17 protein-coding genes are annotated in these 22537 nt (G+C 39.0%); 12 read left to right on the top strand and 5 right to left on the bottom strand.

Features of this window, described 5'->3' with window-relative positions:
* Positions 1-7 precede the first annotated feature (7 nt).
* From FXW34_RS15000 to FXW34_RS14985, 4 genes are all read left to right on the top strand, one after another.
* Positions 8-1972 carry an AMP-binding protein gene (locus FXW34_RS15000; protein WP_147534819.1) on the top strand — a complete coding sequence of 655 codons (1965 nt, stop codon included), beginning with the start codon at positions 8-10 and terminating at the stop codon, positions 1970-1972.
* Positions 1973-2080: 108 nt separating this feature from the next.
* Complete coding sequence (gene mug / locus FXW34_RS14995; RefSeq protein ID WP_147534818.1) at positions 2081-2590, top strand: G/U mismatch-specific DNA glycosylase; 510 nt, start codon at positions 2081-2083, stop codon at positions 2588-2590.
* 72 nt (positions 2591-2662) lie between these two features.
* Positions 2663-3103 carry a peptidylprolyl isomerase gene (locus tag FXW34_RS14990; protein ID WP_147534817.1) on the top strand — a complete coding sequence of 147 codons (441 nt, stop codon included), beginning with the start codon at positions 2663-2665 and terminating at the stop codon, positions 3101-3103.
* A gap of 403 nt (positions 3104-3506) precedes the next feature.
* On the top strand, positions 3507-3938 hold the full coding sequence (locus FXW34_RS14985; RefSeq protein WP_147534816.1) for a cell wall hydrolase: 432 nt from the start codon (positions 3507-3509) through the stop codon (positions 3936-3938).
* A gap of 59 nt (positions 3939-3997) precedes the next feature.
* Here FXW34_RS14985 and FXW34_RS22990 read toward each other — a convergent pair whose 3' ends face one another.
* The gene (locus tag FXW34_RS22990; protein ID WP_187118974.1) at positions 3998-5134 is read right to left on the bottom strand and encodes a hypothetical protein; all 1137 of its coding nucleotides are present in this window, start codon (positions 5132-5134) and stop codon (positions 3998-4000) included.
* 510 nt (positions 5135-5644) lie between these two features.
* Between FXW34_RS22990 and FXW34_RS14970 the strand changes: the two genes are divergently transcribed.
* From FXW34_RS14970 to FXW34_RS14960, 3 genes are all read left to right on the top strand, one after another.
* On the top strand, positions 5645-6742 hold the full coding sequence (locus FXW34_RS14970) for a CotH kinase family protein (RefSeq protein ID WP_425457439.1): 1098 nt from the start codon (positions 5645-5647) through the stop codon (positions 6740-6742).
* Positions 6743-6866: 124 nt separating this feature from the next.
* Positions 6867-7949 carry a spore coat protein gene (locus tag FXW34_RS14965; protein WP_246141081.1) on the top strand — a complete coding sequence of 361 codons (1083 nt, stop codon included), beginning with the start codon at positions 6867-6869 and terminating at the stop codon, positions 7947-7949.
* A gap of 112 nt (positions 7950-8061) precedes the next feature.
* Entirely contained in the window at positions 8062-8736 is a 675-nt protein-coding gene (locus FXW34_RS14960; RefSeq protein ID WP_147534813.1) for a DUF2642 domain-containing protein, read from the top strand.
* Between the two features lie 94 nt (positions 8737-8830).
* Here the strand turns inward: FXW34_RS14960 and FXW34_RS14955 are convergent, their stop codons facing one another.
* From FXW34_RS14955 to FXW34_RS14945, 3 genes are all read right to left on the bottom strand, one after another.
* Positions 8831-10372, bottom strand: a complete 1542-nt coding sequence (locus FXW34_RS14955; RefSeq protein WP_147534812.1) for a solute symporter family protein — start codon at positions 10370-10372, stop codon at positions 8831-8833.
* A gap of 12 nt (positions 10373-10384) precedes the next feature.
* Positions 10385-10726: a DUF485 domain-containing protein gene (locus FXW34_RS14950; protein ID WP_147534811.1), complete on the bottom strand. Its 342-nt coding sequence runs from the start codon at positions 10724-10726 to the stop codon at positions 10385-10387.
* A gap of 251 nt (positions 10727-10977) precedes the next feature.
* Entirely contained in the window at positions 10978-12120 is a 1143-nt protein-coding gene (locus FXW34_RS14945; RefSeq protein WP_147534810.1) for an IscS subfamily cysteine desulfurase, read from the bottom strand.
* 108 nt (positions 12121-12228) lie between these two features.
* On the opposite strand from FXW34_RS14945, the gene nadB reads away from it, so the two are divergent.
* Genes nadB through nadA form a run of 3 tightly spaced genes read left to right on the top strand, consistent with a single transcriptional unit; the run spans position 12229 to position 15751 of the window.
* On the top strand, positions 12229-13824 hold the full coding sequence (gene nadB, locus FXW34_RS14940; protein ID WP_147534809.1) for an L-aspartate oxidase: 1596 nt from the start codon (positions 12229-12231) through the stop codon (positions 13822-13824).
* Positions 13778-14620: a carboxylating nicotinate-nucleotide diphosphorylase gene (gene nadC, locus FXW34_RS14935; RefSeq protein WP_147534808.1), complete on the top strand. Its 843-nt coding sequence runs from the start codon at positions 13778-13780 to the stop codon at positions 14618-14620. The genes nadB and nadC overlap by 47 nt, the downstream gene beginning before the upstream one ends.
* 24 nt (positions 14621-14644) lie before the next feature.
* Positions 14645-15751: a quinolinate synthase NadA gene (gene nadA, locus FXW34_RS14930; protein ID WP_147534807.1), complete on the top strand. Its 1107-nt coding sequence runs from the start codon at positions 14645-14647 to the stop codon at positions 15749-15751.
* A 57-nt stretch (positions 15752-15808) separates the two neighbouring features.
* Here nadA and FXW34_RS14925 read toward each other — a convergent pair whose 3' ends face one another.
* Positions 15809-17137: an APC family permease gene (locus tag FXW34_RS14925; protein ID WP_147534806.1), complete on the bottom strand. Its 1329-nt coding sequence runs from the start codon at positions 17135-17137 to the stop codon at positions 15809-15811.
* Positions 17138-17412: 275 nt separating this feature from the next.
* Between FXW34_RS14925 and FXW34_RS14920 the strand changes: the two genes are divergently transcribed.
* Positions 17413-19980 carry a DEAD/DEAH box helicase gene (locus FXW34_RS14920; protein WP_147534805.1) on the top strand — a complete coding sequence of 856 codons (2568 nt, stop codon included), beginning with the start codon at positions 17413-17415 and terminating at the stop codon, positions 19978-19980.
* Positions 19981-20300: 320 nt separating this feature from the next.
* Entirely contained in the window at positions 20301-22487 is a 2187-nt protein-coding gene (locus FXW34_RS14915) for a malate synthase G (protein WP_147534804.1), read from the top strand.
* Positions 22488-22537: the final 50 nt, after the last annotated feature.

Below are 22537 nucleotides of genomic sequence, written 5' to 3'. Positions count from 1 at the left end.
ATGGGGTATGGGGGGAGGCAATTCCTTGAAAGCTGTATGGACACCAACCAGACAATATATAGAATCTACGAGACTATTTCGCTGGATGTCTCGGCTTGGTTTTACAAAATATGAAGATTTTCTCAAAGCATCAACTGATGATATTGCTTGGTTTTGGCAGGAAGCAGAAAAGGAGCTCGGCATTGTTTGGAACGAACCTTATAAGCAGGTGCTACAGCTTGAACGGGGCATCATGTGGCCAAATTGGTATGTAGACGGAAGAATGAATATTGTCTCCAGTGCCTTGGAACGATGGGCAAATAATCCGAAAACAGCACAAAATCCTGCGTTGATTTGGGAGGGAGAACAAGGACATATTCGGCAATTTTCATATAAACAATTACATGAGGATGTATGTCGAGTAGCAAATGGTTTAAGACGAGAAGGATTGCAAAAAGGTGATATAATTTCAATTTTTATGCCGATGATACCTGAAACAGTGTTAACCATATTGGCATCAGCGAAGCTCGGAGCCATTTGTTTGCCGGTGTTTTCCGGATATGGAGCAGACGCAATTGCTAACCGTTTGAATTCGGCAAAAGCCAAATTTCTAGTTACCGCTGATGGATTTTATCGTCGAGGTAAAAAGATAAATATGAAAGAACAAGCTGATTTAGCAGCCGATAAAGCACCTTCTTTGGAAAAAGTAATTGTGGTTAGATCCATTAATAGTGAAATAGACCGGAAGTATAGTAGAGATATTGAATGGCAAAAAATATTCTCTAGTGAACCTCTTTACGAAACATGTATGATGCCAAGTAACGCACCGTTGATGTTGCTATATACATCTGGTACAACAGGTACTCCTAAGGGTGCGGTTCATACGCATTCTGGCTTTCCAATCAAAGCTGCTTTTGACGCAGGGATTGCAATGGATGTCACGTTGGGAGACAGACTTTTTTGGTATACCGATATGGGTTGGATGATGGGCCCCTTCCTTGTTTTTGGAGGTTTGATTAATGGAGCATCAATCATGATGTATGATGGTGTTCCTGACTTTCCCACCCCAGGACGCCTCTGGGAATTGACTGAAAAACATCAGGTTACACATTTAGGAATCTCACCAACCTTGGTTCGAGCATTAATGAAGCACGGTGAGGATTGGCCGCAAAAATATAATCTGAGCTGTCTTCGTGTCATTGGCTCGACAGGAGAACCTTGGAATCCTGAGCCATGGAAATGGTTGTTTGAAAGTGTTGGAAAAGGTCGAATTCCAATTTTTAACTATTCTGGTGGGACAGAAATCTCAGGAGGGATACTAGGTAATGTATTGGTTCGACCAATCGCTCCAATCGCATTTAATTCACCTATACCTGGGATGGATGTTGAAGTATTAGATGATGAAGGAATACCTGTTACCGGAAGTGTTGGTGAACTTGTAGTCATGCAGCCCTGGGTTGGAATGACAGCGGGGTTTTGGAATGAACCTGAGCGATTTGTGAAATCATATTGGTCTCGTTGGAAAAACATATGGGTACACGGAGATTGGGTTTATCGAGATGCTAATGGATATTGGAAGATTACCGGCAGATCAGATGATACTTTAAATATTGCTGGAAAAAGGATGGGTCCTGCAGAAATGGAATCTATTATCGTCGAGCATCCTTTAGTAGTAGAAGCAGGAACCATAGGCATTCCTGATCAAGTGAAAGGTGAGGTAGCGGTTTGTTTTGTTGTGGCCAAAGATAAGAAAAATGAGTCCGAGAGTTTACGTAACGATCTGTTACAATTAATAGCTACTAAGCTAGGAAAGGCACTTAGCCCAAAAGCAATATACTTTGTTAGTGATTTACCCAAAACTCGTAATGCTAAGATAATGCGACGTGTTATCAAATCAGCCTACCTAGGTAAGGACAGTGGTGATTTGTCTGCATTGGAAAATCCAAAGGCATTACTTGAAATTCGCGAGTTAGGAGAAAATAGCCGCTTGTAAATATTGGAATAATGATGCCGGACATTCACTGGAGTGAGAATGTTTGGCTTTTTATTTTGGGTTGATGGTTATAATGGCTATAATGATGAGAAGGAGAGGAGGAGACTAATGTTAAAACCAATCCCAGATCATCTAAAAGAAGGGCTCTCGATATTATTTGTTGGCTTTAATCCAAGTATAAAATCGAGTGAAACAGGGCATCATTTTGCCAATCCGAATAATCGGTTCTGGAAGATTTTACACCAGTCAGGAATAACGCCAAGAAAATATACAACGGAAGAGGATGTAAAGCTATTGGAATTAGGCTACGGTTTTACCAATATCGTGGCAAGACCAACGAAAGCAGCAGATGAAATTACAAGCGAGGAATATAAGCAAGGACGGAATGAGTTGATTAAAAAAATCAACCATTATCATCCGAAAATTGTTTGCTTTGTAGGGAAAGGTGTATATCAGCAGTACGGAGGAAAAAAACAAGTTAATTGGGGTGTACAAACTGGATCTGTGGTTTGGGGAACAATTGACTTCGTGGCACCGTCTTCAAGTGGTCTTGTCCGTATGAAGTTGGATGACATTGTGGATATTTATAAAGAACTAACTAAATTACTTCATCAATAAATGTACATATTTTGTCTTAGTGAGAAAATAATGGTATGATAAACGTGATTTTTACATAAGGAGATGTGACAAATGGCTAAACAAGGATACATAGTAATGGAAAATGGGGATAAAATTGAACTTGAATTCTACCCTAACGAAGCACCAAATACAGTTGCGAACTTTGAGAAATTAGCAAATGATGGTTTTTATGATGGAGTTGTCTTCCACCGTGTTATTCCAGGTTTCGTTTCACAAGGTGGCGACCCGACAGGAACTGGAATGGGTGGACCTGGCTATACAATCAACTGTGAAACAGAAGGAAATCCACATAAGCATGAAGTTGGCAGTCTTTCTATGGCTCATGCTGGTCGTAACACTGGCGGTAGCCAATTCTTTATCGTTCATGAACCACAACCACATTTAAATGGTGTCCACACTGTTTTCGGTAAAGTTACAAGTGGAATGGACACTGTTCTTAAAATGAGAAATGGTGACACAATGAAAGAAGTTCGCGTTTTTGATGCTGAATAAGATACTGTGAAAGAGAGTGCAGCGGTGCACTCTTTTTTTGTTACCAGGAAATTATAAATTGTAATGATGTGGATAAGCTTCACAACGTTATACACGTCCAGGGCAAGCGGCCTAGGGGCTCGGGGTCACAAGCTTGTCTAGTGAATGGGCTAGGAGCGATGGTCATAAGCCAAATCCCTCCAGAGATTATCATCTCTTGTGTGAATCGTCTTACGCCCGTAGCTCCTGAACGAGCCACTTTCACTTTTCCTACAATCCCTTCCGAAAATCAGGATTTCCTGCAGGGCGGACCTTTCCTGTCGCCCCTGATCAAGGCGCTTGCGCTTTTGTTCTTTACTAGATGTAATGAGCATCTTTCTGATTTTAGAATAGGATAATGGGGGAATACATTGGAGGTGCTCGAATGGCAGTAGTTAAACATACAAATGCAGATATTGAATTGCTTGCCCGATTACTGAGAGCGGAGGCAGAAGGGGAAGGAAATCAAGGAATGTTATTAGTTGGTAATGTTGGCATCAACCGAATCAGAGCGAATTGTTCTGATTTTAAGGGGCTTCGAACGATCCGAGAGATGATTTACCAGCCAAAGGCTTTTGAAGCAACAACGAAAGGCTATTTTTATCAGCGGGCAAGAGAAAATGAGAAAAATCTTGCAAGAAGAGCTATCAGAGGCGAGAGAAGTTGGCCTGCTAAATTCAGCTTATGGTACTTTAGACCAGGAGGAAATTGCCCACCTACCTGGTATAATCAGCCACTAGTAGGAAGATTTAAACTTCATTGCTTTTATCAGCCTACAGCGAAAGAGTGCGAAAATATATATAATACATTTGCATAACATAAAAAGCTTGTAGAGATTCTCTACAAGCTTTTTGTATTATTCTTCATTACTTAATCTTAACGCCCACATGTTTTGGTCTTTCCAGTAACGTTTATGGTATTTGTAGTATGTTTCCTTACTATCCTTTGAAGAGCACTTGGAACTACTGCAGGAGCTTTTTGATTTACTGCAAGAACGGCTTCGACTTGAGCAAGAAGAGCTGGAACGACGAGTGCTACGTCTAGAGCTTCTTCGAGTTGAGCAAGAAGAGCTGGAACGACGAGAACTGCGTCTAGAGCTTCTGCGCGAACTGCGGCGAGAGCTTCTTCGAGTTGAGCAAGAAGAGCTAGAACGACGAGTGCTACGACGGGAGCTTCTGCGTGAACTGCGACGAGAGCTTCTTCGAGTTGAGCAAGAAGAGCTAGAGCGACGAGTGCTGCGTCTAGAGCTTCTGCGTGAACTGCGACGAGAGCTTCTTCGGGTTGAGCAAGAAGAGCTAGAACGACGAGTACTACGTCTAGAGCTTCTGCGCGAACTGCGACGAGAGCTTCTTCGGGTTGAGCAAGAAGAGCTGGAACGACGAGTGCTGCGTCTAGAGCTTCTGCGTGAACTGCGACGAGAGCTTCTTCGGGTTGAGCAAGAAGAGCTAGAACGACGAGTGCTACGTCTAGAGCTTCTGCGCGAACTGCGACGAGAGCTTCTTCGGGTTGAGCGAGAAGAGCTAGAACGACGAGTGCTACGTCTAGAGCTTCTGCGCGAACTGCGACGAGAGCTTCTTCGGGTTGAGCAAGAAGAGCTAGAACGACGAGTGCTACGTCTAGAGCTTCTGCGCGAACTGCGACGAGAGCTTCTTCGGGTTGAGCGAGAAGAGCTGGAACGGCGAGTGCTGCGTCTAGAGCTTCTGCGCGAACTGCGACGAGAGCTTCTTCGGGTTGAGTGAGAAGAGCTGGAACGGCGAGTGCTGCGTCTAGAGCTTCTGCGCGAACTGCGACGAGAACTTCTTCGGGTTGAGCGAGAAGAGCTGGAACGGCGAGTGCTGCGTCTAGAGCTTCTGCGCGAACTGCGACGAGAACTTCTTCGGGTTGAGCGAGAAGAGCTGGAACGGCGAGTGCTGCGACGAGAACTCCTTCGGGTTGAGTGAGAAGAGCTGGAACGGCGGGTACTGCGTCTAGAGCTTCTGCGAGTACTTTGTTTGCTGCTCCGCCTTGAATCACTTGTGTTACGGCGGGTGCTCCGCTTGTTGCTACGGCGTGATTCCCGTGAGCTACCTCGAGTACTTTTCCGCGTACTTCTCTTTGAACTACGACGTGAACTGCTGCTTGAACGTTTGTTTTCTGTTGCCATTTTTTGAATTACTACCTCATCCTCGTGAGTCTCTATATCTACCGTTTCATGTTTTCTAGTCCGACCCTTGGCATTAGGGTCTTGGAACATAAAATCTCTTAATCCCCTTTTATTTGCTCCTTCAGCTGCTCTAAGAATTTCATCCCATGAGAAAAATCCCACTAAAGAAACCTCCTTATCTTAGTATCTATTGAAAAGGAACTAAATTATTAAATGACCATAGGGAAAATACCCATCTAGTTCTTTTCTTATATAGCCTACGCCAAGATAAACAAATTGCCTGAGTCATTCGTTTAGAAAATAAAAAAAATGATGAAATACAACAGTGTCATTTGCCTTTTGGATACATACGTATAGATAAAAAAGAAAGGATGATGAAATTGGAAAACAATTCACAAAACAACCTTCCAATTTATCAGGTCTATATTCATCCTTTAGATTTAATCGAACTTAAAAGAGATATTTGGTGTGATGATCCAGTTCCAGCAAAATTAACGATAGGGAGACGGAAGCTCAATATCGACATAGCTTATCGAGGTTCACATATCCGAAAATCAAAGAAAAAATCATATCACATTAGTTTTTTTAAACCAGCCCATTTTCGAAATGCGAAGGAGCTTCACCTGAATGCAGAATATACAGACCCTTCCTTAATTAGAAATAAATTATCTTTGGATTTTTTTTCTGATATAGGTGTTTTATCTCCACAATCCAGACACGTCTTTTTGAAAATTAACGGAAAAAATGAAGGGGTTTATCTTGAATTAGAATCAGTAGATGAGCACTTTTTAGCATCAAGGTATTTGCCAAAGGGAGCCATTTTTTATGCAGTGGATGGAGATGCAAATTTCTCATTAATGAGTGATTTAGATAAGGAAGTGAAGAAATCCTTAGTATTAGGTTATCAAAAAAAATTCGGTACTGATCAAGATGATTTTTTTTTGCAGGAGATGATTCTTAAAGTTAATACAATGCTTAGATCAGAATTTGAGGCAGAAATCGAAAGATACATCCATATCGATAAATACTTACGCTGGCTAGCAGGGGTTGTATTCACTCAGAATTATGATGGCTTTGTTCATAACTATGCCCTGTACAGAAATGGCGATACTGGGCAATTTGAAATCATTCCTTGGGATTATGATGCTACCTGGGGGAGGGATGTCAATGGGAAGTATATGAACGAGGATTATGTAAGGATTGAGGGATTTAATACTCTAACTGCAAGAATTCTAGATGTACCAATCTATCGGAAAAGGTACAAAATGTTGTTGCAGCAAATTATGAAGGAACAATTTACAACGGAATATATGAACCATAAAGTCGATCAGCTTGTTAGTGATGTAAGACCATACTTGTTGCAGGACCCGTATGAAAAAGAAAGAATAAGTAACTTTGATCAGGAGCCAGAGTTTATTTCACGATATATCCAAGCACGGACAAAGTATATAAAAAGTAAACTACCAACATTAGATTAGCATTATATGTGTGGAAGAATATTTTTTTTATAATTAGGCATGTTTACTAGGTCAATAGATGACATTGATACGTAATATATGCATTATAAATAACCATTATGGATATATGACAAGGAGGATAATTATGAACAATGACCTTGCTGAATCATATCACGCGTTTCTTGAGTCATTAAAAGGAAAAATCGTGACTATTTATCGAGGTGGACCAGAATCTAAAACTGGTATGTTATTGGATGTTAAAACTGATTATGTTACTTTATACGCGATGGATAACGATAACAATAATAACGATAATAATAACAATAATCAAAACAACAACAATCAAAACAATAATAATAACAACAATAACAACAATAACAGCGATGATAACAACAATACCGTCATTTATTATCAAGCTAAGCATGTAAAAAGTATTAGTGAGGATTCGAAAACCAATTCTACACAAACCACACAAGTAAGTGATGAGGACATTGAATTTTTTGAAGCAGATGACTTTATAGGGTTAATCAATAACTTTGTTAACCAAACAGTCCAGATTAATCAAGGTGGACCAGAATCAAAATATGGAACTTTGCTTGGAGTAGCTGATGATTTCATCGTCTTATATACTGAGGATGATGGAATTGTATATTTTAATGTGTATCATGTGAAAAGTGTAAGTAAATATGAAGATGATAATGACAACAATAATAACAATAACAATAATAATCAAAACAATAATCGCTATGTAACTCAAAATACTGTAACTTATCCAGAGGTTGTTGAAGCAACCGACTTCCATAATGTATTCCAGCATATGGCACATAAATGGGTATCGATTAACCGTGGTGGTCCAGAAGCTATGGAAGGTGTACTTGTTGAAAATGCAGGCGGCCACTATACGCTTGTTAGTAATCAAGAAGTATTGAGAATTCACCCTTATCATATCCGCAGCATTAGTTCAGGTCCAAAAGGCTCATTAAGCTCAAACAACAACTCAAATGATTCTAGTGATGATAGTCAAAACAACAACAACCAAAACCAAAATTCAAATGCACAAAACAGCTCTGACAGCAATGATAAGGATAACAACAAGAGCGAATCAAAATCATCATCATCAAAATCATCATCATCATCAAGATCATCTTCATCAAAAAAATCCAGCAGCTCTAGTAGTCGTGAAAAAGTCGTTAAAACAATTGACTATGTATGGAAGGGCAAACATTAATCCTGAAGCTGATGTTTAATTATTCCAATATTTGTAAAACCAAATGGTGCATTAGTACAATCTACTGATGCACCATTTTATCTAAATGCCCGTAAAGAAAGGAGGGGCAGAAATGACGGGTATAAAAGAATTATTAGGGAAAGAAGTAGAAATAGAAATATCAGGGAAAACCTTGTTTACAGGATTACTAATCGATGCAGGATTGGACATATTAGTCCTTTTTGATGGTGAGGAGTATTTATACATTCCTTTAATGCATCTTCACAACATTAGTGAGCGGACGATAAAATCAAATGAGGAGAGCATTGAGAAGCCTACGAGTAAAATGCCGTTTCAGAATGAACAGGAAACGATTTCGTATCGAAAAATATTAAATAACGCAAAGGGACAATTTTTGGAAATATTTGTTACTGGAAATCGTTCAATACACGGTTATATTACGAGCGTTCTAAATGACTACATTGTTTTTTATTCCCCTGTATATAAGACTATTTTTATTTCGATGCAGCATTTGAAATGGTTGATCCCATACTCTAGTGCTTTAACTCCATACAAGCTTAGCAACTCAGTATTACCAGTGGTTCCTTCAAATATCCCTTTATCTCGTTCATTTGAAGAGCAATTAAAAAAATATGAGGGCAGGCTCCTCGTATTTGATCTTGGTGATAACCCCAATAAAGTCGGGCTAGTCAACAGTGTAAAGAATAATATTGTAGACCTCACAACAGCAGGCGGACAGACAGTTTATTGGAAAGTGCTACATCTTAAAACAGTCCATATTCCTTAAATAAATGTACAAAAAATACCAATGAGACGAATCTCATTGGTATTTTCGGTAATCTTTGATCATACATTAATGATAAACCCTTAATGGAATAGGATTAGGAATTAATGTTTTGAATACCTGTGTTGGCTTTTACAACAATTTCGTCAAACTTCTTCGCATCTGATTTTTTAGATGATACTAAAGTACCGACGATAGCTGCAAGGAAGCCTACTGGAATAGAAATGATTCCAGGGTTCGTTAAGCTGATAAGTGGATTACCTACAAAGATGGCTTTACCAACCTCAGGTGACCAAACATTCGGGCTTACTGCTACAAGTGCAAGAGCAGTAAATAAACCAACTAACATTCCTGTAATAGCGCCTGTTGTATTAAAGCGTTTCCAGAAAATTGTTAACAAGATAATTGGTAGGTTTGCGCTTGCTGCAACTGCAAAGGCTAAAGCAACAAGGAAGGCTACGTTCATTTTTTGAGCAAATAGAGCAAGGATGATGGATAATACAGCAACCCCAACAGATGCCCAACGTGCTGCAATAATTTGTTCTTTTTCTGTTGCTTTACCACGACGTACAATATGGCTGTAGAAATCGTGTGCAAATGCTGATGCTGCCGTTAATACAAGACCAGCTACTACCGCTAAAATCGTTGCAAAGGCTACTGCGGATACGAAGGCAAATAAGAAATCTCCACCTAATGCTTTTGCAAGTAAAGGTGCTGCCATGTTACCACCAGCATCAGCTGCGATAATTGTATCAAAGCCAACAAATGCAGCAGCTCCAAAGCCAAGGAAGATTGTCATAACATAGAAGATACCGATAATCCAAGTTGCATATACTACGGATTTACGTGCAGTAACCGCATCCTTAACTGTAAAGAAACGAATTAAAATATGTGGTAATCCTGCTGTTCCTAACACAAGTGCTAAATTAAGTGATATCGTGTCAAGAGGGTTTTTGAACTTGTTGCCTGGATTTAAGAAAGATCCTTCTAAAGGTGTAGCCGCTTTCATTTCAGCAAACATTTTCATCACGCTGAAATCAAATTTAGAGAATACAATTAAGGAGATAATGAACGTACCAATCATCAATAATACAGCTTTTACAATTTGTACCCAGCTAGTAGCAGTCATACCACCGAATACAACATAGACAGTCATCAAAGTACCTACAATAAGGACAGAGTAGACATAGTCAATTCCAAGTAAAAGTTTAATTAATCCACCCGCACCAACTAACTGAGCGATCATGTAAAAAATTGAAATCGTCATTGTGTTTAATGCTGCCACACCACGAACCTTTTTGTCATCGAATCGTGCAGCAATCATATCAGCCAATGTATATTTTCCAAGATTTCGAAGTGGCTCAGCAACGATATACAATACTACTAGATAGGCTACTAGGAACCCTATACTATAGAAGAAACCGTCAAACCCATTAAGGGCAATCATCCCGGCAATTCCGAGGAACGAGGCAGCAGACATGTAGTCCCCGGCAATGGCCATCCCATTTTGCCAGCCTGTTAAACTACCATCAGCGGTATAAAAATCACTGGTAGTTTTAGTTTTCTTCGATGCGAAGTAAGTGATTACTAGTGTTAATCCGACGATGCCTAAAAATAGTATAAATGCGAGTGTGTTCAATATTTTTCCCCCTTAGTTCTTAGATTCTTCGATAATGTCTTCAACTGCTGCATCAAATTTTCTGGCTTTACTAGAGTATACGCTGCATAAAACCCAAGTCATGACGAACTGTGCAGATGCAAATACCCAAGCCCAGCTGATATCGCCGAATGCCATCTTATTTAATACGTCAGAATAAGCTGTCGTAAGTGGCAAGGCGAAATAAAACACCAAGAAGAACAACGATAGTGGTACGATGAAGCTTCGTTTTGCTGCTAGTAGTTTCTTGAATGCTGTTGTTTGTACGATTTTCGAGTAGTCCAATTCTGCCGGTTGTTCAAATTCCTTTTTGAAAGCCTTTTCATTAACTCCCATATAAATCCCCCTTATTGATTAATTTCGAGCGGCTAGCCCTCAATCACAAGTCTCATTATAAACTTTTTGAATTATTTTGTAAATTTAGAATATTAAAAATATTTTCACCAATTTTCAACAAATGCATTTGAATAAAATAGAAGATTATGGAATAAAACGCGGGTATTTGATGATAAAAAAGAAAACCAGACCGATTCTAACAGAGGATTAGAGACTGTTATCGGACTGGTTTAATAATTCATGTATTTGATTTAATATAGTGATTTATGCTGTTTGAAAATATTTATTATCAGTTGTGCTAAGGTTTGCATATCATCATGAGTGGTGTCCTTACCGAAGGAAATACGAAAATACTCCTTTGCCCTTTTACCGGTAATATTCAAGGCTATCATTGCTTGCGCTGGAGTTAGAAGTCCTGTGTGACAAGCACTTCCTGTAGAAATGGCAAAGCCATTTCGATTACATTCTAATAGGACCCATTGCCCCTCGATTCCATCCAGACTCATACCAATGATGTTTGGTAATTGATGATGAGGTGGCCCTCCAAAAATTGTAATATGATCTTTAATAGGTTGAAGCGATGTGATAAAGCTTGCCCTAAGAGCATCGCTTCTTTGTTGATTTTGGTCTAATGTATTGATTGCTTTTTTCGCTGCAACCGTCATCGCGGTGATGGCAGGTACATTTATAGTTCCTGGACGAAAGCCCTTTTCATGGGTTGTATTTTTGAAAAAAGGTATGATATTAAGTTGTGGTCGAATGTAAGCAACACCGATTCCTTTTGGCCCATAAAATTTGTGTCCTGATATCGAAAGACTGTCTAGATATGGCGTTATTTTACTTACATCAAGCTTTCCAAATGTCTGTACACAATCACAATGTAGTAAGATGTTTTTTGTTTTGCATATTCTTCCAATTTCTGCTATCGGTTGGATCGTACCGATTTCAGAGTTTCCATGCTGAAAGATGGCTAATACTGTATCTTCTTCAATGGATTGCTGAAACAAATTAATATCAATAATTCCTGATGAATTAAAGGGTAATTTAGTGACTCGATAACCTTGTTCGCACAAACGATCGAGGTGATTATGAACAGATGAGTGTTCAGCAAGAGATGTAATGATGTGGCATCCAGGTTTAATTTTTACAGTAAGCAGTGCTTCGATTGCTAAAAAATTACTTTCTGAGCCACCACTTGTAAAATATACCCCTTCTTTTTCTACGCTAAGCATTTGCGAGAATTCATTCCGACAATTCTCAAGTAAGGTACGCGCTTCTTCGCCAATATCATGTAGGCTATTAGAATTTCCATAGTATTGGGTGGCAATCTTAACAAAGATATTTGCTGCTTCTTCATCAAGGGGACCAGTAGCTGCATAATCAAGATATTTCATGTTTTTCCTCCAATGTACAGCAAAATTCGAAAAAAATACTTGTCATAATATTAATTCTGTGTAAAGATATGTGTCAAGACAGTTGAATCGTCCAGGAGGGAAATAGTCTTGAATAAAGCTGACGTTATTGTAATTGGGAGCGGGATTGCTGCTTTGCAATTAGCGCATCATATTAGCGCGGATAAGAATGTGAGGATACTCACAAAGTCGAGTGTGAAGGCTAGCAACTCTTCATTAGCTCAAGGCGGAATTGCCGCCTCCATTGGAGCGGACGATCATGTTACTCTTCATAGTAAAGATACAATGGAAGCAGGCCGTTTCCATAATAATGAGGAAGTCGTAATTAAAATTACAGAGGAAGCGCCTCTTTTGATTCAAGAATTACATGAAGCAGGCTGTCCATTCGATCAAGATTCCTCTGGAAAGTTAAAACTAGGAATGGAAGGCGCTCATAGTCACTACCGAATCGTCCATTCCGGTGGGGATGCTACAGGAAAAAATGTCATCGATTTTCTCGTTGATACTCTTCCTAAAAACACCTCAATAATTGAAAATATGTTTGCTTATGAATTATTAATAAATGATATGAATCAATGTATTGGTGTGAAAGTAAAGGATGAAGCTGGCAATATTCATTGTTATTATGCAGACCATACAGTAATCGCAACCGGAGGGTGTAGTTATGTATACAGCCTGTCTGCCGGTAGTCCGAACGTAACCGGTGACGGAATTGCAATGGCCTATTTAGCCGGTGCAGAAATTACTGATATGGAATTTATTCAATTTCATCCAACAATGCTCATAAAAAACGGAGAAGTTAAAGGACTGATTTCTGAAGCAGTCCGTGGTCAAGGCGCAAAGCTTGTGACTAACAGAGGTGAACTCATCATGGAAGGAGTTCATCCGTTAAAGGATTTAGCACCTCGCCATGTTGTTTCACAAACGATATATGATTATATTCATAACGGTGAGGAAATTTTTCTTGATATTTCATCGATAGACAACTTTGAGGCTAAATTTCCAACAATTACTGATATTTGTCTTACAAGTGGAATCAATCCAAAGGATGGTCTAATTCCAGTCGCACCAGGAAGTCACTTTTTAATGGGTGGTATTAAGGTCGATTTACATGGTCAAACCAATATCCATGGACTTTATGCAATTGGCGAAGCAGCTTGCACAGGTCTACACGGAGCCAACCGGCTCGCAAGTAATTCGCTTTTAGAAGGACTATCTTTTGGTAAGCGTTTGGCCGAATACATTAATGCTACTTTGCCTGTACCAAACAACGAAAAAACCGTTCTGGAAATAGGGGCAAAGAACTCAAGTCCAGTAGTTGTGCCGGATTTTAAACAATTAAGAGAGCGAATGATGGAGTATGTTGGTATCGTGCGTACAGAGCAAACCCTTGCGCAACAAAAGGCATGGCTTGAAGGTTATTTCCGACTTGACCAAGTATTTCCTTCGTTCGACAAATGCACAACTGCAGAGATTCAAAGCATTTTAGCGTCTGTTATTGCTTTGTTGATCACAGATGCAGCATTAAAAAGAACTGAAAGTCGAGGCGGACATTTCCGTGCAGACTATCCAATGGAAAACAAATACTGGCAAAATAATCATATAGTATATCAATATTCTAAAGGGAGATTGGAAGCAAATGAACAAAATCAAACTACGGACCATGTTAGAGCAGTTTTTTGTTGAGGATATCGGGGAACGAGATGTTTCAACTGAACTCATCTTTGGAAAGAAAGAAACTGGAGAAATTTCCTTCATTGCCAAAGAGGATGGAATATTCTGTGGTGAGGAAATTATTTCATTAGGCTTCGAAATCTTAAGCCCAGAAAATCGGGTTGAATTGTTTATTCGCGATGGAGCTAAATTCATTAAGGGTGATATTTTAGCAAAAGTAACAGGGAAAATAACAGATTTATTAACTGGTGAACGAGTTGTTTTAAATCTTGTTCAAAGAATGTGCGGCGTAGCTACCTTAACAAATAAGGCTGTGTCACAATTAAACAGCTCTCACACCAGAATTTGTGATACGCGTAAAACAACACCGGGCTTAAGAATGCTAGAAAAATACGCAGTACGAATCGGTGGAGGCTTTAACCATCGTATCGGCCTATACGACGGAGTGATGATTAAGGACAATCATATTTCCTTTGCAGGCTCTATCACAAAAGCTGTTGAAAAAGCTCGTGAGCAAATTGGTCATATGGTCAAAATTGAAGTTGAAACTGAAACACTTGATCAAGTGAAAGAAGCCATTAGTGCAGGGGCAGATGTGATTATGTTCGACAATCGTTCTCCAGAAGAAATTTCGGAATGGATTAAAATCGTGCCAGATTCGATTGTTACTGAAGCATCGGGTGGTATTAATATGGAAAACATTGCTTTTTACAGTGAAACAGGTGTAGATTACATTTCACTTGGATTCTTGACACACTCTGCAAAAGCTGTTGATATTAGTGTGAAAGTGTCAATCGCAGCTTGCTGATTCACGTTATGGGGGGATACTACGATGAACTTATTAGATAATCTTGTTAAAACAACTTCTATTCCCGAAATCTATCGCAATATGAAACAGGAAGAATTAGAAGAAAAAGTTAGAGAGATAAAAGCAAAACTAGGAAAAAAGCTTTTTATTCCAGGACATCATTACCAAAAGGATGAAGTAATTCAGTTTGCAGATGCGATTGGTGATTCACTAAAATTAGCTCAAGTTTCAGCAGAAAATAAAGATGCTGAAGCAATAGTTTTCTGTGGTGTTCATTTTATGGCAGAAACTGCAGATATTTTGACTTCGGAAGAACAAATCGTGTATTTACCAGATATGCGTGCAGGCTGCTCCATGGCCGATATGGCTGATATATTTCAAACAGAGCGAGCTTGGACTGAGTTGACTGCTCTTTTTGGCGATACAATGCTTCCACTCACATATGTAAATTCAACTGCAGCGATTAAGGCTTTTGTTGGTCGACATAATGGAGCAACAGTTACCTCTGGAAATGCAGAAAAAATGGTGAAATGGGCATTAGACCAAAAACAACGCTTGGTGTTCTTACCTGATCAGCACTTGGGACGGAATACAGCTTATAATCTAGGGATTAAGCTAGAAGAAATGGCTGTATGGGATCCTATTACGAATACACTTGAAGCACAGGTAGAAACGGATAAAATTAAAGTCATTCTATGGAAGGGGCATTGCTCCGTTCATGAGAATTTTACTGTAGAAAATATTAAACAGGTAAGAGCAGAAAATCCAGAAATGAACATCATCGTTCATCCCGAATGTCGACGCGAAGTAGTTGGATTATCAGATTATGCTGGTTCTACTAACTATATCATTGATGTGATTAAGAAATCTGAGCCAGGTTCTGCATGGGCGATTGGAACGGAAATGAATCTAGTCAAACGTATCATAAACGATTTTCCTGATCGTCATATTGTTTCATTAAATCCGCATATGTGCCCTTGTTTAACGATGAATCGGATTGATTTACCACACCTAGCTTGGAATTTAGATCAAATCGTTGCAGGAACTGCTAATCAAAATATCATCAAAGTTGATGCTGATATTGCCCGAGATGCAAAGCTAGCACTAGACAGGATGCTTAATTTAGCCTAACAAGGAAACCCCCACTACTCTTTTTGGATGAGCAGTGGGGGTTTTTTATGGATTGAATTAACTCGCTTTTGCGTATCGCTTTTCTTTATTCTTTTTATTAAGGAAATAATAAACGGGTAAACCAATAAGTGCTATTCCAATTGATAGCAATGCGTCCGTAGGTGCGTTTATGACAGTACTGCCTAAAATGTATATTGCACCAATAATGGCTACAAGCGGTGTGATTGGATATAAAGGTACTTTATAGGATGTAACTTTGACCTTTTTTCGGAGTAAAAAGACAGCTGCAAATGACATACCATAAAAAGTAAATACAGCAAAAATAGCGATGTCAGATAGTCGATCTGCACTGCCTAATAACATCATGATGATAGCAATCACAAGTTGCATGATAGTTGCCATTACTGGCGTTTGATATTTCGGATGTACCTTCGCCCATACTCGCGCAGCCGGTAGTAACCCGTTTTCCGCCATTGCAAATGGAATCCGAGGGAAGGTCAAGATTTTCCCGTTTAAGCATCCAAAAATTGAGATTAGAATTCCAATTGTTAGCAGGGTGCCGCCCATTTTCCCAAATAGGATTTCAGCTGCTGTACTTGCAGCATTAGGTCCTAACTCAACTATTTTGCTAGCTGGTAACACATGTAGCATGGCAAGATTTACTGTTAAATATGATAGAATAACAATCAAAATACCAGTTATGATTGCCCGTGGTAATGTTTTACTTGGATTTTTCATCTCGCCAGCCATATAGCCGACATTCATCCAGCCATCGTATGCCCAAAGCGTTGCTAATACTGCAGCTCCCATACTAAACGAGCGGCTATCGCCACTATCCATATTTAATATTTGAATGTCACCTTGGAACATCCCGAACGTTGCAATGAAAATAATAGGGATTAGTTTGCCAATTGTTGAGACCGTTTGAATGAAGCCACCGTATTGTGTACCTAGGAGGTTCATAAAGCCTAAAAAGAGGATGGTGATAATTCCAATGTAAACATAGCTGTTACCTGTAAAACCAAAAACACCTGCCACCAAAGATCCAAAGTATAAACTAAGTGCGCCCATGATTGCTGGGCCGTAAATCAAAGTTTGCACCCATCCGCATAGAAATCCCCACTTTTTCCCGTATACCTCTTCAATATAAGCATACAGTCCACCTGTTTTTGGGATTTTTACGCTAACTTCTGCAATTGTCAAACCGCTTGCGAGAGTAATGATGCCACCAATCACCCAAGCCCATAGAGCAAGAGTGGAATTTCCTGTTGCCGAAATGACAACCCCAGGCTTCATAAAAATGCCTGAGCCAATGACGGTTCCAACCACTAAGGAAGTGGCGACCGCAAAACCGATGTTCTTTTTTAAGTGTGTCTCGTTGCTCATAGATGTCCGTCTCCTAAGTACAGATGTAATCCTGTTGCTATCAGGATTATAGCACGAAAATATTCGTGGATTTATTTTTTGGAAAAGAAAAATTATTCGATTTGTTGCTTAAAAATGCATCGTAACTATATGAAATTAACTATAAATTTTAGCGTGCCTCTGAGTATGCATTTGTATGAAAATTGCATATTCATACTTTTTGTTAGAAAATAATACATACTAACAATAACAAGGAATTCTTAGAGGATAATATCCCAGAATCAAAGGAGTTTGACATGAGTACATTGACCACCATATACCCTCTTGCAGTAGAGCATACGAAGAAGAAGGTATTTGAAGACATCGATCGGTATTTGGAAAATAAAGAAGTTGCGCCTGATTATGAACAATTTCGCCTTGATCGGAGCCATTATCTAGAACAAATTTGGATTAATGTTTGGATTAATAAAGCAACAAATGCTGTTAATAAAAAGGAAAAAAAGGCATTTTTAGCTGAAAAGGGCTATGAGGTTGAAGGGGTTGACCGTAAGCTAATTAACCAGATATTTCGGAACGAAATCCGCGATTTTCAAGCCTTCGATGTGCTTGAGTGGACGGATTCTGAATTTTTTCATCACAGGGAGAAATGGCTTGAACGGTACCAAATTGCTAGAACTAAGCTTAAAGAAAGGCTTGAGGAAGAGTACTTATCTGAGCGAAGAAAAGAGATAGTCGCAACAATTCTTTCTACTGTTGAGGAATTGCTACAAAAAGAGTACGAAACGTTATATTTATACATTCGATATTATGTAGCAAAGCAATTAATTCGTGATTTTGAACAAAATCCAAAATATACATTATCAAAATCATACCAGCTTGAAAAATTAACGAAAGCTGAACAACGAATGGTCAGTGGAGAATATCGACTTGTCGGCGATTTTTTTGAAGAACTGACAGGTGCTGTTCACGAGAGCTTTGAACGAGGACGCAGCTATTACGAATATGAAACGTATTACAATTATTATGAAACATTAATAACTCAGCATGTGTTTGAAATCGCACCAAGCTTTATTTTAAACAGATTGCCAAACCTAATACAGCTATATATAGATGCATACCAGAAGGAATTAACCGACAAAGCACTCCGAAAAATTCTGTCTGAATTAATCCTAGACATTAGCTATGACTTTACCGAGGATATTACCGAGGAATATGTTTCTGATTTAATAAAGCTTGTAGAAATTCCTTTTGATGAAAGAGTTCATGCTGATATTTTCCAATTAGATCTCACCTTGCGAGAAAAAAGAAGAGAAGAAGAGTTAGCTGAACTAGAACGAAAAAAACGAGAAGAAGAAAGAATCATTGAAGATGTGTTTGGAAGTGAATATCGCCCAAGTATCGGTGAGAATATCCACTTTGTCCTCCATATTGGTGAAACTAACACAGGTAAAACACATCAAGCATTAGCTAGGATGAAACAAGCTTCTAGTGGCATATACCTAGCTCCGCTAAGATTATTAGCGCTGGAGGTGTATGATAAATTAAACACAGAGGGAGTGCCATGCTCACTCAAAACAGGTGAAGAAGAGAAGCTCACTTTAGGTGCCTCGCATATTGCTTGTACAGTTGAAATGTTTTATGAGAAGGATTTTTATGATGTTATGGTCATTGATGAAGCGCAAATGCTCGCCGATAAGGACCGTGGTTATTCGTGGTACAAGGCAATTACAAAAGCTAGAGCAAACGAGGTTCATATTATTGGTAGTCGAAATATTAAAGATATGCTCCTTGGATTGCTCGCAGAAGCCAGTGTAGAGATTTATGAATACGCTCGTGAAATTCCACTTGAAGTGGAAAAGCGGGAGTTTAATTTAAATCACACAAAGAAAGGCGATGCACTTGTTTGTTTTTCAAGAAAAAAGGTGCTTGAAACAGCAGCTAAATTACAATCAATGAAACATAAGGTAAGCATGATTTATGGAAGTATGCCTCCTGAAACTCGCAAAAAGCAAATTCAACGATTTAATGAAGGCGAAACCACCACAATTGTTTCTACAGATGCGATTGGGATGGGCTTGAATTTGCCGATTCGGCGAATTGTCTTTTTAGATAACGAAAAGTTTGATGGAACGAGGCGAAGAAGGCTGACCTCCCAGGAAGTAAAGCAAATAGCTGGAAGAGCTGGCCGTAAAGGGATTTATGGGGTTGGTAAAGTAGCCTTTACATCAGAAATTGGGACGATGAAAAAGCTCCTTGATAAGGAGGATGAGGCTGTTCATTCTTTTGCGATTGCCCCAACCAATGCTGTGTTTGAACGTTTTCAAAAATACTCCCATGATCTAGGAACCTTTTTTGAGCTGTGGGATAAATTTCAAAGTCCAAAGGGGACAAAAAAAGCCAGTCTAATGGAGGAGCGCGAGCTTTACCAAATGGTTCAAGGTACAGAAATCGAAGCTCGCTTGAACTTAATGGATCTTTACGGATTTTTACATCTCCCATTTTCCTCTAAAGAGGTAGAACTGAAGCAGCAATGGCGCCACACGATTTATGCGATTTTAGAAGGTCGAGAGCTGCCTGAGCCTAATTTGAAGAAAAGAAACCTTGAGGAGCTTGAATTAACCTATAAAGCATTGGGACTCCATCTCCTGTTCTTATATCGCTTGGACCAACGTACTGAAGCACATTATTGGGAACGAGTTAGAGAGGAAATTAGCGATGAAGTTCATGAACATCTAAAATCTGAAATTAAAACATTTAAAAATAAATGTAAACGTTGTGGTAAAAATTTACCGATGGATTATTCATTTCCAATTTGTGATTCTTGTCATTCATCCCGATATCGTCGGGAATTTGATAGATATTAGCTTATTAAGACCGTTCCAGCTAGAATTGGAACGGTTTATTTATTTTTTAAACAATTGGAAAATTTAAAAAATTAACCAGGAATGTCTTTAATTGTGTATCTTTCTCTGTTACAATATTTATTAAATTAACAATATTGTTTTATAACAGGAAGGAATCTACATGATTAGAGAGAATAAAAGAGTGTAGAAATAGAAGATATTTATTAGGAGTAAAATCACAAAATCTGCGGAGGAACACAAAAAGTTTTTGTCTGAACCTTCTTTAATCAACAAAGGTAGTGCATTTTAATTTTTTATTTTTGAAAGGTAGGAAAACGTTCATGACTAAATATGTAGAAAATGGCAATATTAAAATAGCTTCCGTGCTATATGATTTTGTAAATAATGAGGTACTTCCTGGTTCTGGTGTTGAACAAGGGGCATTCTGGGCTGGGTTTGAAACCATTATAGATGAATTGGCACCTGAGAATAAAGCATTATTGGCACGCCGTGACGAATTACAAGAAAAAATCAATCAATTCCATTTACAGAATAAAGACAACTATGATTTCAACCAATACAAATCATTTTTACAAGAAATCGGCTATTTAGAACCGAAGCCAGAAGAATTTAAAATCAACACTGAAAATATCGATGAAGAAGTGGCGCTTCAAGGTGGGCCGCAGTTAGTTGTACCGATTAACAATGCTCGTTATGCAATTAACGCTGCAAATGCTCGTTGGGGAAGCCTTTATGATGCGTTGTATGGTACAGATGCGATTTCAGAAGAAGATGGTGCTGAAAAAGGTAGAGGCTATAATCCAGTTCGTGGTGCAAAGGTTATCGCTTATGGTAAAGAATTTTTAGATAGTGCAATTCCATTATCTAACGGCTCTCATGCTGAGGCGGTTAAATACGCGATTATTGACAATGAACTATCTGTTACACTTGAAAGCGGTAAGAGTGTTGGATTAAAGGATGCTTCTAAACTAGTAGGCTATCTTGGTGAATTAAGCGAACCAACTTCAATTTTATTAAAAAATAATCGTATGCACATTGAAATTCAAATCAACCGCGAATCTCCTATCGGAAAAACAGACACTGCCGGAGTGAAGGATATTATCCTTGAGTCAGCGGTTACAACTATCATGGACTGTGAGGATTCTGTTGCAGCTGTAGATGCAGACGACAAAGTTGAAGTATATTCAAATTGGTTAGGTCTAATTAAAGGTAATCTTTCTGCGAAACTATTAAAAGGTGACAAAGAGATTGTTCGTACCTTGAACCCTGATCGTCAATATCAATCGATCCAAGGTGGAACGATTACCCTTTCTGGTCGTTCATTAATGTTCATCCGTAACGTAGGACATTTAATGACTAGTGACGCAATTTTAGATAAGAATGGGAATGAAATCCCAGAGGGAATTCTTGATGGCGTAATCACAAGCTTAATTTCCAAGCATGAAATCATTGGAAACAGAAATTACCGTAATTCAGCGAAAGGGTCAGTTTATATCGTTAAACCGAAAATGCATGGTTCTGCTGAAGCAGCTTTTGCGAATAAATTGTTTGCCCGCATTGAAGATTTAATTGGCTTAAAACGCAATACGTTAAAAATCGGTGTAATGGATGAAGAGCGCCGTACTTCACTAAACTTAAAAGCTTGTATCCGTGAAGTTAAAGAAAGAATCGCCTTCATCAATACTGGTTTCTTAGACCGGACAGGTGATGAGATGCATACTTCGATGGAAGCAGGTCCAATGATTCGTAAAGGTGATATGAAAACATCTGAATGGTTAGCTTCATATGAAAAGTCAAACGTGTTTGCTGGTCTTGACTGCGGTCTTCAAGGAAACGCCCAAATCGGTAAAGGTATGTGGGCAATGCCTGATTTAATGGCTGACATGCTTGTCCAAAAAATCGGTCATCTAAAAGCTGGTGCGAATACTGCTTGGGTACCATCACCAACAGCTGCAACACTTCATGCAACTCACTATCATTTAATTGATCCTGTAGAGGTTCAAAATGTACTGAAGAAGGAATCTACTGATTTAACTGATGGAATATTACAGGTACCAGTTGCGCAAAATCCTAACTGGACTCCAGAAGAAATTCAAGCAGAATTGGATAACAACTGTCAAGGAATTCTAGGCTATGTTGTTCGTTGGGTTGAGCAAGGGGTAGGATGTTCAAAGGTTCCTGATATTAACGATATCGGATTAATGGAAGACCGCGCTACACTTCGTATTTCAAGTCAGCATGTTGCAAACTGGTTACATCACGGTATTTGCACAAAAGAACAAGTGGTAGAAACATTACAACGGATGGCAAAAGTGGTTGACGAGCAAAATGCAGGTGACTTATTATATCGTCCAATGGCGGCTAATTTCGAAAACTCTGTAGCGTTCCAAGCAGCATCTGACTTAATTTTCTTAGGTTACGAGCAACCAAGTGGTTACACAGAGCCAATCCTACACAAACGCCGTAAAGAAGCAAAAGCAAAATTCTTAGCTGAGCAAGTTCGATAGTTCTAGGAAACTAATATCATCACAAATAAAATGCAGCCAATGTGTTCGGT

Origin of the sequence: Bacillus marasmi (assembly GCF_902168435.1) — a bacterium.
Classification (GTDB): domain Bacteria; phylum Bacillota; class Bacilli; order Bacillales; family Cytobacillaceae; genus Bacillus_BU; species Bacillus_BU marasmi.
This window is presented reverse-complemented; position numbering and strand designations above follow the sequence as displayed.

Bases quoted from the DNA above. Each gene is read 5' to 3' on its own strand.
- FXW34_RS15000 (WP_147534819.1), top strand. From the start codon at position 8: ATGGGGGGAGGCAATTCCTTGAAAGCTGTATGGACACCAACCAGACAA.
- mug (WP_147534818.1), top strand. From the start codon at position 2,081: ATGTTAAAACCAATCCCAGATCATCTAAAAGAAGGGCTCTCGATATTA.
- FXW34_RS14990 (WP_147534817.1), top strand. From the start codon at position 2,663: ATGGCTAAACAAGGATACATAGTAATGGAAAATGGGGATAAAATTGAA.
- FXW34_RS14985 (WP_147534816.1), top strand. From the start codon at position 3,507: ATGGCAGTAGTTAAACATACAAATGCAGATATTGAATTGCTTGCCCGA.
- FXW34_RS14965 (WP_246141081.1), top strand. From the start codon at position 6,867: ATGAACAATGACCTTGCTGAATCATATCACGCGTTTCTTGAGTCATTA.
- FXW34_RS14960 (WP_147534813.1), top strand. From the start codon at position 8,062: ATGACGGGTATAAAAGAATTATTAGGGAAAGAAGTAGAAATAGAAATA.
- FXW34_RS14950 (WP_147534811.1), bottom strand. From the start codon at position 10,726: ATGGGAGTTAATGAAAAGGCTTTCAAAAAGGAATTTGAACAACCGGCA.
- FXW34_RS14945 (WP_147534810.1), bottom strand. From the start codon at position 12,120: ATGAAATATCTTGATTATGCAGCTACTGGTCCCCTTGATGAAGAAGCA.
- nadC (WP_147534808.1), top strand. From the start codon at position 13,778: ATGAACAAAATCAAACTACGGACCATGTTAGAGCAGTTTTTTGTTGAG.
- nadA (WP_147534807.1), top strand. From the start codon at position 14,645: ATGAACTTATTAGATAATCTTGTTAAAACAACTTCTATTCCCGAAATC.
- FXW34_RS14925 (WP_147534806.1), bottom strand. From the start codon at position 17,137: ATGAGCAACGAGACACACTTAAAAAAGAACATCGGTTTTGCGGTCGCC.
- FXW34_RS14920 (WP_147534805.1), top strand. From the start codon at position 17,413: ATGAGTACATTGACCACCATATACCCTCTTGCAGTAGAGCATACGAAG.
- FXW34_RS14915 (WP_147534804.1), top strand. From the start codon at position 20,301: ATGACTAAATATGTAGAAAATGGCAATATTAAAATAGCTTCCGTGCTA.